At 71.6% G+C, this 13,483-nt stretch carries 12 protein-coding genes and 1 tRNA gene; 7 read left to right on the forward strand and 6 right to left on the reverse strand.

From position 1 onward, the window contains the following. Window positions 1-137 precede the first annotated feature (137 nt). The 5 genes from KI385_RS36795 to KI385_RS36815 are packed head-to-tail and all read left to right on the forward strand — an operon-like array spanning window position 138 to window position 4,289. Window positions 138-2,249 carry a sensor histidine kinase gene (locus tag KI385_RS36795; RefSeq protein WP_238576356.1) on the forward strand — a complete coding sequence of 704 codons (2,112 nt, stop codon included), beginning with the start codon at window positions 138-140 and terminating at the stop codon, window positions 2,247-2,249. Continuing rightward, a complete protein-coding gene (locus tag KI385_RS36800) occupies window positions 2,239-2,688 on the forward strand; it encodes a roadblock/LC7 domain-containing protein (protein ID WP_128508161.1) in 450 nt (149 codons plus the stop codon). The genes KI385_RS36795 and KI385_RS36800 overlap by 11 nt, the downstream gene beginning before the upstream one ends. A 2-nt stretch (window positions 2,689-2,690) precedes the next feature. After that, window positions 2,691-3,089 carry a DUF742 domain-containing protein gene (locus KI385_RS36805; RefSeq protein WP_238576357.1) on the forward strand — a complete coding sequence of 133 codons (399 nt, stop codon included), beginning with the start codon at window positions 2,691-2,693 and terminating at the stop codon, window positions 3,087-3,089. After that, a complete protein-coding gene (locus KI385_RS36810; protein ID WP_128508163.1) occupies window positions 3,067-3,687 on the forward strand; it encodes a GTP-binding protein in 621 nt (206 codons plus the stop codon). Before KI385_RS36805 ends, KI385_RS36810 begins: the two co-directional genes overlap by 23 nt. After that, complete coding sequence (locus KI385_RS36815) at window positions 3,684-4,289, forward strand: GAF domain-containing protein (RefSeq protein WP_238576358.1); 606 nt, start codon at window positions 3,684-3,686, stop codon at window positions 4,287-4,289. The genes KI385_RS36810 and KI385_RS36815 overlap by 4 nt, the downstream gene beginning before the upstream one ends. A gap of 87 nt (window positions 4,290-4,376) precedes the next feature. Here KI385_RS36815 and KI385_RS36820 read toward each other — a convergent pair whose 3' ends face one another. Further along, a complete protein-coding gene (locus KI385_RS36820) occupies window positions 4,377-5,699 on the reverse strand; it encodes an acyl-CoA dehydrogenase family protein (protein WP_238576359.1) in 1,323 nt (440 codons plus the stop codon). A 300-nt stretch (window positions 5,700-5,999) separates the two neighbouring features. Continuing rightward, window positions 6,000-9,203 carry an amidohydrolase family protein gene (locus KI385_RS36825; protein ID WP_238576360.1) on the reverse strand — a complete coding sequence of 1,068 codons (3,204 nt, stop codon included), beginning with the start codon at window positions 9,201-9,203 and terminating at the stop codon, window positions 6,000-6,002. A 182-nt stretch (window positions 9,204-9,385) separates the two neighbouring features. Here KI385_RS36825 and KI385_RS36830 point away from each other — a divergent pair, with 182 nt between their 5' ends. After that, entirely contained in the window at window positions 9,386-10,309 is a 924-nt protein-coding gene (locus tag KI385_RS36830) for an alpha/beta fold hydrolase (RefSeq protein WP_238576361.1), read from the forward strand. A 92-nt stretch (window positions 10,310-10,401) separates the two neighbouring features. On the opposite strand, the gene KI385_RS36835 is transcribed toward KI385_RS36830, so the two are convergent. The 3 genes from KI385_RS36835 to KI385_RS36845 form a co-directional block, all read right to left on the reverse strand. After that, the gene (locus tag KI385_RS36835; protein WP_238576362.1) at window positions 10,402-11,316 is read right to left on the reverse strand and encodes a transketolase family protein; all 915 of its coding nucleotides are present in this window, start codon (window positions 11,314-11,316) and stop codon (window positions 10,402-10,404) included. A 58-nt stretch (window positions 11,317-11,374) separates the two neighbouring features. Continuing rightward, on the reverse strand, window positions 11,375-12,025 hold the full coding sequence (locus KI385_RS36840; RefSeq protein ID WP_238578010.1) for a transketolase: 651 nt from the start codon (window positions 12,023-12,025) through the stop codon (window positions 11,375-11,377). Window positions 12,026-12,265: 240 nt separating this feature from the next. Beyond that, window positions 12,266-12,559, reverse strand: a complete 294-nt coding sequence (locus KI385_RS36845) for a YiaA/YiaB family inner membrane protein (RefSeq protein WP_181923728.1) — start codon at window positions 12,557-12,559, stop codon at window positions 12,266-12,268. A 162-nt stretch (window positions 12,560-12,721) separates the two neighbouring features. On the opposite strand from KI385_RS36845, the gene KI385_RS36850 reads away from it, so the two are divergent. Further along, window positions 12,722-12,795 (forward strand) — tRNA-Pro (locus KI385_RS36850). 232 nt (window positions 12,796-13,027) lie between these two features. On the opposite strand, the gene KI385_RS36855 is transcribed toward KI385_RS36850, so the two are convergent. Next, window positions 13,028-13,297, reverse strand: coding sequence for a hypothetical protein (locus KI385_RS36855; protein WP_238576363.1), 270 nt, complete (start codon window positions 13,295-13,297; stop codon window positions 13,028-13,030). Window positions 13,298-13,483: the final 186 nt, after the last annotated feature.

The raw sequence follows: 13,483 nt of genomic DNA on the forward strand, positions 1-13,483 counted from the left end.
CGTACTGACGTGCGCGTGACGCCCACCCAAGGAGGTGGCGAGGGGTAGCGAAACCTCGAAGTGGGTCCGAACCCCACCCCTGCAACAACTAGCGTGCGTGCTCCGCGAACTGCCAACGGCCGATCCGGAGGGCGCCGATGCCTACCGCATTCCCCCAGGGGACCCAGACGTCCCAGGAGGCTCCAAGGTCCCCATGGGCCCAGGGTTCCCCGGGGGCCGCCCCCGTACCCGCCTCCGCCCGGCGGCGGGAGCGTGAGGGCGGACGGCACGGCCGGGCCTCGTTCCCCGAGTCGGCCGCCGACTCGGCGATACGGTCCCGGCTGGTCCGGCTCGCCGCCGTCCCCTGCCTCCTCACCGCCGTCATCTGTACCGGCGTTGCCGCCTTCGTCGTCCAGGCCGGCGGCGCCCGGATCACCGGCCGTGAGTGGGTGGTGCTGTCCGGCGGCCTCGCCGTGGTCTGCGTCATCGTGCTGACCGCGGGCGCCGCCGCCAACTCCGAGGCCCGCGCCGCCGTCACCCGCTATGCCCGGCTGCGCCAGGTCTGCGCCCGCAGCCAGTCCGATCTGTACGACCTGCTGGACCGCGTACGACAGGGCGAATGGCTCCAGCGCCGCGAGCCCGAGCCGGCTCTCGTGCCCACCGGCGACACCCTCGATCTGCTCGCCCACGAAATGGCCGCCGCGGGCCGGGCCGCCGCGTCCGCCGTCATCGACGCGGTCGCCATCGCCCGCAGCAACGCCAGCGGCAGCGAGCAGAAGGTCGAGGTCTTCGTGAACCTCGCCCGCCGGCTGCAGTCCCTGGTGCACCGTGAGATCGAGCTGTTGGACGAGCTGGAGAACCAGGTCGAGGACCCGGACCTGCTCAAGGGCCTGTTCCACGTCGACCACCTGGCCACCCGCATCCGCCGGCACGCCGAGAACCTCGCCGTCCTCGGCGGCGCCATCTCGCGTCGTCAGTGGAGCCGGCCGGTCTCCATGACCGAGGTGCTGCGTTCCTCGATCGCCGAGGTCGAGCAGTACCCGAGGATCAAGCTGGTGCCGCCGATCGAGGGCACCCTGCGCGGGCACGCCGTCGCCGACGTCATCCATCTGCTCGCCGAACTCGTCGAGAACGCCTCGGTCTACTCCGCCCCGCAGACCCCGGTCCTGCTGCGCGCCCAACTTGTCACCGCCGGCCTCGCGGTCGAGGTCGAGGACCGCGGTCTGGGCATGTCGGCGGACGAGCAGACGCGGATGAACGCCCTGCTGGCCGACCCCGAACACATCGATGTCGCCCAGCTGTTGAGCGACGGCCGGATCGGACTCTTCGTGGTCTCCTCGCTGGCCCGGCGGCACGGCATCGTCGTCCGGCTGCAGAGCAACATCTACGGCGGGGTGCAGGCCGTGCTGATCGTGCCGCAGGGGCTGCTCGGCGCGGATTCGGGCAGCGCCGAGGCGGGGGGAGAGGGCGCGTCGCGCACCGGATCCCCGGACACCGACCCGGCGCGCGAGCACGACGGCTACGACGACGGGTACGGCGACGTCTACGAAGACGACCAGGACAGCGGCTATGACCGCTACGACCGCCATGACATCGGCGGGGGGCACCGGACCGTCACCATCCCCGGTCCCACTCCCGCCCCCGATCATGCGTACGACACACCGCAGCGCGACTACGGCGACCGTACGGCGCCGACGCCGACGCCGACGCCGGCCCCCGCCGACATCGACATCGACATCGACATCGACATCGACCTCGCCCCCGATTCCGGCTCCACCCGCCGTCGGCTGGTCCGCGCATCGGGTAGCCGGCTCCCCGAAGTCCCTGTGCATGAGGCGCACACCCCTGACACCCACACCCCTGACACCCACACCCCCGACGCCGCCGAGAGCACCCCCGCCGGCCGAGCCGACCCCGGCCCCGTCGTGCTGCCGCCCCCGCCGCCGCCCGCAGTGGACAACGGCGCCCGCCCGCGGCTGCCCCGGCGGCGCAAGCAGACGCACCTCGTCCCCGAGCTGCGCGGCGACCCGATCCTGCCGTCCGCGACGCCCCGTACGGGCCCGGAGCCCGAGCACGACCCCGGTCTGATGGCCGCCTTCCGGCGCGGTTTCAGCCTCGCCGACGACAGCTACTCCGCCGGCACCAACGGCACCACCCCGGCCCAGAGCGGCGACACCAGCAGCCTGGGCGGCAACGACCTGCTCTACGACCGTGACCACGACGCCCCGATGGCCCGCCCCCGAGGAGACGACCGCAACCATGGTGAGTGATGTGCGTGCGCAGGCACATTCGCAGCTGCAGGGAGGCCAGCACACCGATCTGTCCTGGCTGCTGACCGGGCTCGTACAGCGTGTGCCGCACGCCCGGAGCGCGCTCCTGCTGTCCTCGGACGGCCTTGTCAAGGCCGCCCATGGCTTCGACCCGGACAGTGCCGACCATATGGCGGCCCTGTCCTCCGGCCTGTACTCCCTCGCCCGCAGCGCCGGTGTGCGCTTCGGTGACGGCGACGACGTCCTGCAGGTCGTCGTCGAGCTGGAATCCACCTTCCTGTTCGTCTCCACCGCCGGATCGGGCGCCTGCCTGGCCGTGCTCGCCGGGCGCGAAGCCGATGTGGCGGTGCTGGGCTACGAGATGTCGATGCTGGTCAAAAGCGTGCGCTCGTATCTGTCCACCCCCGCGCGTCAACAAGCGCCCGCGGGCGGTCGTTGACCATGACCGTGCGTCGCCGACGGCGGCAGGGCGGGGAACCGTGGTACGACGACGCGGCGGGCCGGCTGGTCCGCCCGTACACCATCAGCAACGGCCGGACCCGTCCGACGGCGCACTTCGACCTGCTGACGATGGTGATGGCCACCGGCCGCCGGCCCGCCGCCTGCCAGGGCCCCGACTACGCCCAGGTGCTGGGGCTGTGCGGCGGGCCGGTCTCGGTCGCCGAGATCGCCGCCCACATACGGCTGCCCGCCGTGGTCACCAAAGTGCTCCTCGCCGACCTCGTCGACTGCGGGGCGCTCACCGCGCGGGCCCCCGCGGCCGTTTCGGCAGGGCCCGCGTCCCGTACCGACCGAGCCCTGCTGGAGGCGGTGCTGAATGGACTTCGCAAACGACTGTGACCCCCGACCCCAGGGGGATCCCTCGCCCGACCTCTTTCCCGCCGCGCTCAAAATCCTGGTCGCGGGCGGTTTCGGGGTCGGCAAGACGACCTTCGTCGGAGCGGTGAGCGAGATCGAGCCGCTCAGTACGGAAGAGCTCCTCACCCAGATCAGCGTCGACACCGACGATCTGGCAGGCGTCGAGGACAAGAACACCACGACCGTCGCCATGGATTTCGGACGGATCACCCTCACCCCCGAGCACATCCTCTATCTCTTCGGGACGCCGGGGCAGCAGCGCTTCTGGTTCATGTGGGACGAGCTGTCCAACGGTGCGCTCGGCGCGGTCATCCTCGCCGACACCCGGCGCCTGGACCAGTGCTTCGCGGCCGTCGACTTCTTCGAGCGGCGCGGCATCCAATTCATCGTCGCCGTCAATGAGTTCGACGGTTCCTACCACTACGACCCGGACGAGGTCCGCAGCGCCATAGACCTCGATCCGGACATCCCCGTAGTGCTCTGCGACGCCCGCCGGTGCAGCTCGGCCACCCACATCCTGGTTTCGCTCGTCCAGCATCTGCTCACCCCTGCCCTCGCCGCGACCCCGGAGCTGCCATGAACCACCCCGTCTCCCGCGTCCCGTACATGTCCTTCGATCCGACGCGTCATCTGCTGCTCACCCCTGAGGACGACGAGGCCCCGGCGCGCGTCGCCCGGCTGCGCGCCCTGGGTATCGGCGACTCCCCGCTGCCGGCCTTCGACGAGTTCGCGCGCAAGCTCGCCCGGACCACCCGGGCGCCGTATTCGATGGTCAACTTCATCGACGAGCGCCGGCAGTACTTCGCCGGTCTCTACACGCCCGCCCAGGACCAGGCCGTCGAGCTGGGACCGGCACCCGCCAGCGCCCAGCCGGGCCGGGTGATGGACCGGGACCACGGCTACTGCCCGCATGTCATCGTCCGCCGCAAGGCCCTGGTCCTCGAAGACGTCTGCGACTATCCGCGGTTCGCCGGCAATCCCGTCGTCGACGAGATCGGTATCCGCTCCTACCTCGGCGCGCCGCTGATCGACCGTACGGGCATGGCGCTGGGCACCGTCTGCGTCGTGGATCTGGAACCGCGCCCCTGGGGGCGCGAGGGGCTGGAGACCATCAAGTCGATGGCCGCCGAACTCGTCGAGCAGATCCATCAGATGGAGCAGCGGCAGAGCGACGTCTCCTGACCGGACCGCCCCGGGCCGGGCGGCAGGCCCGGAGCCGTGGCATCGGCGGGATGCCGGGGGCCGCGGCTCCGGGGCAGGGCCCGCTGCTCACCTCGGACGGGCGAACCGCGAGCGCTGGCGGGCCGGACCGGTGCGCTGGCCCGGCACCGTCGCCGTGGATGCCTCGCCCACCGCACCGGCCCCGTCGTCCGCCATGGTGTCGTCCTCCTCCGGCCACTCCGACGGCTCCAGCCGCAGCAGATCGGCGAGCCGGGAGGACCACTCGCCCTTCGCCCGGCCCAGGGCGAGTTCGCCCAGCCGCAGCAGCTGGATGTCGGAGGTGCCGGCCGGCGCGAAGATGTGGTGGGCGTCGCGCAGGAAGCGCTCCACCGGCCGGTCGGTGAACAGCCCGCACGCGGCGTGGATGTCCATCGCATCGCGCGCCGACTCCAGCGCCGACTCCACATTGACCAGCTTGGCGTTCATCAACTCCGCATCGCACGGGAGCCCTTGGTCCAGCAGATGGACCGCGTGATACGCGGACAGGCGGGCCAGCAGCAGCCGTGACTGGATGCGTCCGAGCTTGAGTTTGATGTTGCCGAGGTCGGCCAGGGGTCTGCCGTAGCGCTGCCGCTCGGCACAGAACTTCGTCGTCTCGTCCAGCACCGCCTGATGGATGCCCAGCGACACGGCGGTCAGATTCGGCCGGCCGTACAGCACGCTGGAGGAGTACGCCACGGACAGTCCGTCGCCCTCGCGGCCCAGCAGATTCGCCGCGGGGACCCGGCAGTTGTCGAAGAACAGCTCGCCGAAGCTGAAGCCGTGCAGGCCCATCGCGGGCTGCTGCGGCCCGACCCGGAAGCCGGGGCTGTCGGATTCGACGAGAAAGGCCGACAGGCCCTTGGAGCCCTCGCCGGTGCGGACGACCACACCGTGCAGATCGCCGACATGGCTGTTGCCCACGTAGATCTTGCGGCCGTTGAGGACATAGTCGTCGCCGTCGCGGACCGCGGTGGAGGACATACCCAGCACATGGCCGCCGGACTGCGGTTCGGTGACGGCGATGGTCGGCAGGCAGTCACCGGACGCTATGGCCGGCAGCCAGGTCTTCTTCTGTTCCTCGTTGCCGAAGTGGACGATCTTCGCGACGCCCAGCTGGGACGCCTGCACCATGGCGCCCATCGCGGCGCTGACCCGCGAGAGTTCCTCGATGATGAGGGTCTTGGCGACATGTCCGGCGCCCATTCCGCCGTAGGCGCGATGTACCGTCGCGCCGATCCATCCTTGGCGGGCGATCCGACGCGAAAGGTCGTGGCAAACGGTACGGCTCGCCTCCATCTCCGCGATCCGGGGGCGGACCTCGCGCTCGGCGAAGTCCCGCACCTGGTGCCGGAGTGCCTCATGTCGCTGGTCGGTGAAGTAGCGATGCAAGACGAGCCCTCCTTTGCGATCTTTGCCGCGCTGGTCGCGCCCCGTCTCGGGACGGCACCGGCGGTGCCGTCTGCACTGAACGTTCCGGAACGTGATCTGTCGCTTACCGCGTGCAATACCCGTTGGCATACCTACTGCGGGGCGCATAAAACATCAACGGGGGGCACTTATGCGATGAGTCGAAGTGCGATGCCTATTCGCACCACCCCTGTTCGGCGAACACATGTGGCGCGGTTCCCGGAGCCTCGGAACCGCGCCACCCCCTGCCTCCCCACCCCGCCGTGGCGAGGGTGCTGCGCGTCAGTGCGAGACGTCGCAGCAGGACTCACGGCGCTGCTGCCGGCCCACCTCCAGCCAGTCGGCATCGGACGACCGCAGTGCGCGGGTCGCGGGCGCGGGGAAGGAGTCGACCAGCTCACGCTGCTCGAAGAGCCGTCCGCCGCGCAGCACCGCCGAGGTCCGCACCAGCGAGTCGAAGTCCGTGAACGGATCGCCGTCCACCAAGGTCATATCGCCGAGCTTGCCGACCTCCAGCGTCCCCAGATCCCGCTCCGCGCCGAACACCCGGGCGGGCAGCGCGGTCGCGGTGCGCAGCGTCCGACTCACGCTGAGACCGCCGCGATGCAGCGCCCGCAGGCACAGATGCAGGGACAGCCCCACCGGCGCCAGCGGCTGGTCGGTGCCCAGCGCGACCAGCCCGCCGCCGGCCAACACCCGTCGGTAGACGCCGACTTCGGTCTCGATGTCGGCCAGCTGCGCCGGGGTGGGCCGATGCCCGGCGTTCTCCCGTACCACCGCGGTGTCCCACGGCGGCATCAGCCTTCCCACCCGCACATCGTCGGCCAGCGCCGGGTCGTCACCGAGCAGCGCGCCCGCCGAGAACGGGGTGGCGAGGAGGTGGAAGTCGGTCCCCGTGTAGACCTCCTCGACATCCTGGTAGGCGTGCCCGGAACTGGAGACGGCATGGCCGAACTCCATGCGCTGGGTCGCCTGCAGATGGGTCGTCAGGTCCTGTCCCAGCTGTGCGCCGGGGGTCAGCAGATGGCTCCCGGCCCGGACGCCGAGCCGCTCGTGGGCGAAGCGCGCGGCCTCCTCCATCACCCAGCCCGGCGCCCGTACGTACGTCTTGACGAAGTCCCAGTCCAGAGCCGCGCCGCGAGCCAGCGACCGCCGCAGCCCCTCGCGGGTGCGGTGCGCCCGCCCCATGCTGTACGCCACCCGCCCGCCGTCCAGCAGCTCCCCGCAGGTCAGCAGCCGCGGCCCGGCGAGCGCACCGGCCGCCACGGCCTCCCGGATACGGGCCTGTTCATAGGAGAAGCCGCCGCAGGAGACCGCGGTGGTGATGCCGTACGCGAGCTGTAGCGCCGTCTGCCGGCCGCCGTAGGTCGTCTGCCACGGGTGGGTGTGCGCGTCCCACAGACCGGGCAGCACGGTCTGCCCGGAGGCATCCACCCGCCGGGCCGCGCCGGACCGGGCCGGGCGGTGCGGCTCCACGGCGGTGATCCGGCCGTCCCGCACCACCACATCGACGTCCTCGCGGACCTCCTCGCCGGTACCGTCCCAGAACCTGCCCGCGTGGACGACGGTGTCCCGGGCGCGCGAGGCGCGGTGTTCGAGGGACAGTGGCACGGTCCGCGCCGCGCCGCCGGACACCCCGATCAGCCGCAGCCTGCCCGCCGAGAGATAGAGGAGCGTGCCGGAGTCCCCGGACCACGACGGGTGGTCGGCGCTCTCGTCGGTCAGCTGCCGCGGCGCACCGTCCGGCGTGCCGTCGGGCCGCACCGGCAGCACCCACAACGCGGACTCGGCGATCACCGCCATCCAGCGCCCGTCGGGCGACCACACGGGTCCGGAGTCATAGCGGTCGGCGATCGAGACATGCTCGGCGACCGGGTACAGCCGGCCCTTCCCGGTCTCGGCGTCGAGGACCCGGATGACGTTGTAGCCCTCGCGGAAGCGGCGGTTGAGGCGGTTGCGGTCGCAGTACGCCAGATAGCGGCCGTCCGGCGACCAGCTTGGGCGGCCGGGCAGCCCGCCGGCACCCATCGGCGCGGCCAGCACCCGCTCCTTCCCGTCGGACAGCGTCCGTATGACGAGATTTCCCGACATGTCGAGCGCGGCCAGCCGCCCGCCGTCCGGAGACAGCGCGGGCTGCACCCGGCCGCCGGTGGCCAGCACCGTCTCCTCGCCCGAGCCGAGGTCCCGGCGGCGCACCGCGAACAGCCCGTCCCGGTCGTCCGCGTAGAGCAGCGAACGCCCGTCGCGGGACCAGCTCGGCGCCAGGACATAGCGGGTGGCGTCGGCCCGGACGATTCTGCGCGGTGCGCCGCCACCCGAAGTGGGCGCCAGCCACAGCGAGTTGAGCGCCGCGAAGGCGACCCTGCGGCCGTCGGGGGAGAGCGCCGGCAGATGCACGCCGCGCACCGGCCCCGCCGCCGTCCGCTCGAAGCCGTAGTCCTTGACGCGGTAGCCGGGGCGGTCCAGCGGCAGCCGTGCGGTGAACGGGATGGTCTCGGACTGCTGCGGGGCATCGGCCTTGACGATCCGGAACTGCCCGCCGACCGTCAGCAGCAGCTCGTCCCGCGAGATCCAGCGCGGCGGCACCGGCTCCACATCGCCGTCGACCGCGACCCGCGCACCGTCCACCACCAGGGCGCAGGTGGGCCCCGGATAGTCCGTGGTCCGCAGATAGGCGAGCCGCCCGCCCGGAGACAGCGCCGGCACCATCACCTGGGCGGCCGCCGTCTCGGTGTGCTCGGTGCGCACCGCACCGTGCCCGTCGGCCGGCACCGAGGCGACCGTACGGGAGACCAGCGCGGCGCCCGCCACCTGCCCCCGTACGAAGACGATCCGCGAGCCGTCCGCCGACCAGCAGGGGTCGAAGTCCTCCCAGGCGCCGTCCTGATGGGGCCCGTCCTGGCCGGGCAGCCCGGTCAGCCGCGTCAGCCGCCCGGTCTTCAGCTCCAGTACCCAGATCCGGTACGGGCTGCCGGCCACCGCATCGCCGCCCCGCTCCGACGCGAAGGCGATCCGGGTCCCGTCGGGCGACCAGGCCGGCCCGCGGTCGTCCCACGGACCGTCGGTCAGCTGCTGGAGACCGGAGCCGTCGGTGCCCAGCGTCCACAGATGGAAGTTGCCGCCGCGGTAGGCGCAGACGGCGATCCGGCGGCCGTCGGGGGAGTGCACCGGGCGGGTGGGCTCCAGGTCGGGCGGGGTCAGCGCCGCCGCGTCGCCGCCGGCCCGCGGCAGCGACCACAGGACGTTCTGGATCTCGGCGATCAATCGGTCGCCGGCCGGGGAGAGGGAGGCCGCACCATTGGTGGCGGCCGTGAAGGAGAGCGCCGCCGCACCGGAGGCACCGGCCGCTTCGGCTAACGCCGGGGGCGCGGCGACACCGGCCAGGCCCGCCGCGGCGGCGGCCGACGCGGTGCCCTGTAGAAATCTGCGGCGGGACAGCGGTGCGGGACGCAGGGGGGAGTGCTCAGAACGGTCCGTGGTGTCCAACGATCCTCCTGTGAAAGGGGGTTGCGGCACTGGCGCCGGGAATGAACCGGCCGATCCTGTCATGTGGTGCCGGTACCGGGCCATCTCTGCCACGCGCGCCCCATGGCGCACCGCCGCCCAGGAGGGAAGAGTGGGCGTCGACGACTCGTCAGCCACCGCCCCGGCAGTCAGGAGACGACGCCATGCAGGCCATGCAGCAGGACTTCCACCAGGCCCCGGACGGCGCCCGCATCGCCACCTACACCTGGCTCCCGGAGTCCGGCCACCCGCGCGCCCTGGTCCAGATCGCGCACGGTGCCGCGGAGCACGGCAGGCGCTACGACCGCTTCGCCCGCTTCCTGACCGGGCACGGCTACGGCGTGATCGCCTCCGACCACCGTGGCCACGGCGCCACCGCGGCCTCCACCGGCGGCCACGGCGTGGTGGGCGAGGACGCCTGGCGGGCGATCGTCACCGACCTCAAGGGCATCGGCAACCACGCGGCCGGCGCCCACCCCGGCATCCCGCTGGTCCTGCTCGGCCACAGCATGGGCTCCATGCTGGCCCGCGACTACGCCCAGGAGTACGGCGCCGACCTCGCCGGACTGATCCTCACCGGCACCTTCCGCACCCTGCCGGGACTGGACATCGACGGCGCCGTCGGCGAACTGGAGCAGGAGATCGCCGTACGCGGCCGCGAAACGCTCTCCGCCTTCATCCCGCGCAACTTCAGCTCCTTCAACGACGCCTTCACCCACCGCACCGGCTACGAGTGGCTCTCCCGCGACGCGGCCGAGGTGGACGCCTACGTCGCCGACGAGGACTGCGGTTTCCCGTTCTCCGCCGGCCTCGCCGTCGACTGGGTACGCGCCATCCGCAAGATCAACGACCCGGTCAACCTCGCCCGCGTCCCGCGCGGACTGCCCGTCCATGTCGCCGTCGGCGACCTGGACCCGTGCAATCAGCGGATGACCCTGGTCCATGAACTCCTGGAGGACTTCCGCTACCTGGGCACCCGTGATCTCACCTGGAAGGCCTACCCCGAGGCCCGCCACGAGATCCTCAACGAGATCAACCGCGACGAGGTCCATGACGACCTGCTGGCCTGGCTCGACAAGCACATCTGAGGCGTCGCTCCGGACAGGCTCTGGTGCCCGGTCGGTGCCGGGCCCTGGTGTCCGGTCCGTGCATCGCCCTGGTGTCCGGTCCGTGCCGAGCCCTAGCGTCCGGTCCGTGCCGGAACGAACCCGGTGATCCGCTCGCGCAGGCCGCGCGGGTCCAGGCCGTGCGCCGCCAGGTGCTCGTCGAGCTGTCCGTAACGGCGCAGCTCCTGGCGGCCGACGCCGAGCCCCAGCACCCGGTGCGGCCGGTCCTCCAGCGCCTCGTTGGCGAAGCGTGTCGAGGTCCCCGCCAGATAGGGCTCCACGATCACCACGTCCGCGGCATCGGCAGCCCGGGTCGCGGCGCGCAGCCCGGCGGCGTCGAAGGGCCGCACGGTCGTCGCGTACAGCACGGTCACATCCAGCCCCTCGGTCGCGGCGAGCACGTTGTCCAGCATCGGACCGACGGCGATCACGACCCCGCCGCGCCCCTCCCGCACGGTCCGGAACCCCGCCCCGTCCACCGGCCGTGGTGCGGCGTTGACCTGTACGGACAGCCGGACGTACACCTTGTCGTCACCGGCCGCCGCGGCGTGCCGCAGCAGCGTCTCGGCCTCGTCAGGGTGGCCGGGAACATGCACGGTCCAGCCGTCGAGCGTGTCGAGCAGGCCGATGTCGCCGGGCGCCATATGGGTGAAGCCGCCGCTCGGCCAGTCGTAGGAGCCGCCGGCGCTCACCAGCACCCCGCCCACGCCCTGGTGGCCGAAGTCCAGCTTCACCTGCTCGAAGGGGCGCTCCACCAGGAAGCTGGCGAAGGTGTGCATGATCGGGCGGAGCCCGGTGAGCGCCAGCCCGCCGCCCACCCCGATCAGCAACTGCTCCCGGATGCCGACATTGACCACCCGCTCCGGATGCCGCCGGGCCGCCCCGGCAAAGCCGTCCGCGCCGATGTCGGCGAGAACGACCGCCAGCCGCGGGTCCTCGTCCAGCAGGCGCGAGGTGACCGAGGCGAAACGCTCACGCATGGTGTCCATCACTGAAACCCTCTCGAAGTCTTGGTCGGTACAGGGGGGCGAACCCCGGAGCGCAGCGTCAGGCGTTCTTGGGTTCGACGCGGGCGATCACCGCATGCGGACGGCCCGGGTGCGGCGCGGCGTAGGCCGCGTACAGCGCCTGGTGGTCGCGGCCGTCGACGGTGGCCACGGACCAGCCCGCGCTCTCGAAACGGGAGGCGATCCCGCCGCGCCACCCATGCGTGGCGGACGAGTTGTCGATGACCAGGGTGTGCAGCCGGTCCAGGCCGGCCGCGCCCGCGTAGGCCAGTGCCTCGTGGTTGCTGCCCTCGTCGAGTTCGGCGTCGCCGATCAGCACCCATACGGCCGGTCCCGGCCGGCCCTGTGCCCGCAGTCCGAGGGCGGTGCCGACGGCCAGCGGCAGCCCGTGCCCGAGCGATCCGCTGCCGATCTCGACGCCGGGCACCAGCTGCCGGTCGGGGTGGTGGCCGAGCGGCGAGTCGTACGAGCCGAAGCCCGGCAGCCAGTCGACGGGGAAGAAGCCCTTGGCGGCCAGCACCGCGTAGTAGGCCATCGGGCCGTGCCCCTTGGAGAGCAGAAAGCGGTCCCGCTCCGGGTCGGCGACGGTGCCGGGGGAGACCCGCAGCACCCGGTCGTACAGGACCCAGAGGGCATCGAGCGTGGAGGTGGCGGCCGGTCCGTGCTTCTCATCGCCCGTCATCAGGCTCATCAGGCCCGGCAGTTCGGCGAATTCGACACGACGGCCGGTCGGGGCCGCCGATGCCGCCGGAATGCCTCCGGCGGGTTCCGTCGCCAACTCTGTCGCCGGTCCCGCCATCGGTCCGGTCGCCTGTCCGGTCGCCGGTTCTGTCATCGCGTGCGTCATACGGCAGAGCCTGCAACCTCAAGCGCCCTTGAGGTCAAGCGTCGGGCCGCGGACCCGGAGATCCGCGGCCCGAGGGCGCCGGGGTCAGATCTGCCCCGGCTTGAAGACGTCCTGCTCGATGAGGAGCTTGTCGATCCGGGCCTTGTCCACCCGGTTCGTCACCTCCTCGACCTCCTGGCGGTCGCGTACGCACTTGGCCAGCGTGAACGCCGAGGACACCACAAAAACCAGGCCGAGGGCGAGAAAACCGCGCTCCCAGGGCCCCACCGGCATTTTGATGATCCCGATCATCAGTGCCGCCAGCGACAGCCCGAAGGAGACCGCGGCCTGCACGAAGAAGGCCGTCGTCGTCGGCCGCTGAATCGATGGAGTAGTCATGCGCGTAGCGTGGCGGCCCGGTGACAGCGGCGCATGAGTACGAGTACTCATCCCGTCCGGTCGTCCGCGCCAGGGCGCCCGAATATGGCAGCACCCACCCTCTGACATGCGGTATTGTTCTCGTGCGCGGTCAGCCGGGAAAACCCCGGCCGGAACGAGCACCGGGACGTGGCGCAGCTTGGTAGCGCACTTGACTGGGGGTCAAGGGGTCGCAGGTTCAAATCCTGTCGTCCCGACGGTGTTTTCGCAGGTTAGAAGCGGTGTCCGAGTCAATCGGGCACCGCCTTTTGACGTTTCCGTGTTGACTGGGGGTCCGGGAACAAACCGGCGTACATCGGATCACGGTGGCCGGATGGCCCGGGAACGGCCGGACACGGGGATTCACGTGCTCAGCGGATCTGCTCGGGCCGGCCGTAATGCACGGTCAGGCGCCCAGTTGAGTGGAGAAATTGGGGGCCTGGTGTGCCGTCAGGTGGTGGGTGAGTGCGTCGCCGGCTCGGCCCAGGTGGCGGGTGCCGGGGCGGAGTAGCGCTGGGTGGTGGTGATTTGGCCGTGTCCGGCGATTTTCCTCTGCCGGCGGACGGTCCACAGCCACGGGGCGGGGTCGATGTCGCGGGCGCGGACTCCGGGGACCTCGCCGATGCGGGCGGCGGTGCACGCGTTGAAGGCGACGGCCTCGCCCCAGAGAGCAGGGGGGCGGATGCGGCGATATGGCCCCTTCCGGGGCTGCGGCCGCAAGCGGGGCGGATACTCGGCGGTTCGCGGTGTATGACGAGCCCGGTGGTGTACGTGCCCCCCAGGGTCGCAGCGCTCTCGGTCGGATCTTGTTGTCGCGACGACTTCGTTCGTGCCAGGGCCTTGAACCGGTACGAGTGGGGGCCTCCACCGTTCTCGGAACGCACCACTCGCTGACGTAGCGAGGTG

This window comes from Streptomyces inhibens, from assembly GCF_022221585.1.
Classification (GTDB): domain Bacteria; phylum Actinomycetota; class Actinomycetes; order Streptomycetales; family Streptomycetaceae; genus Streptomyces; species Streptomyces inhibens.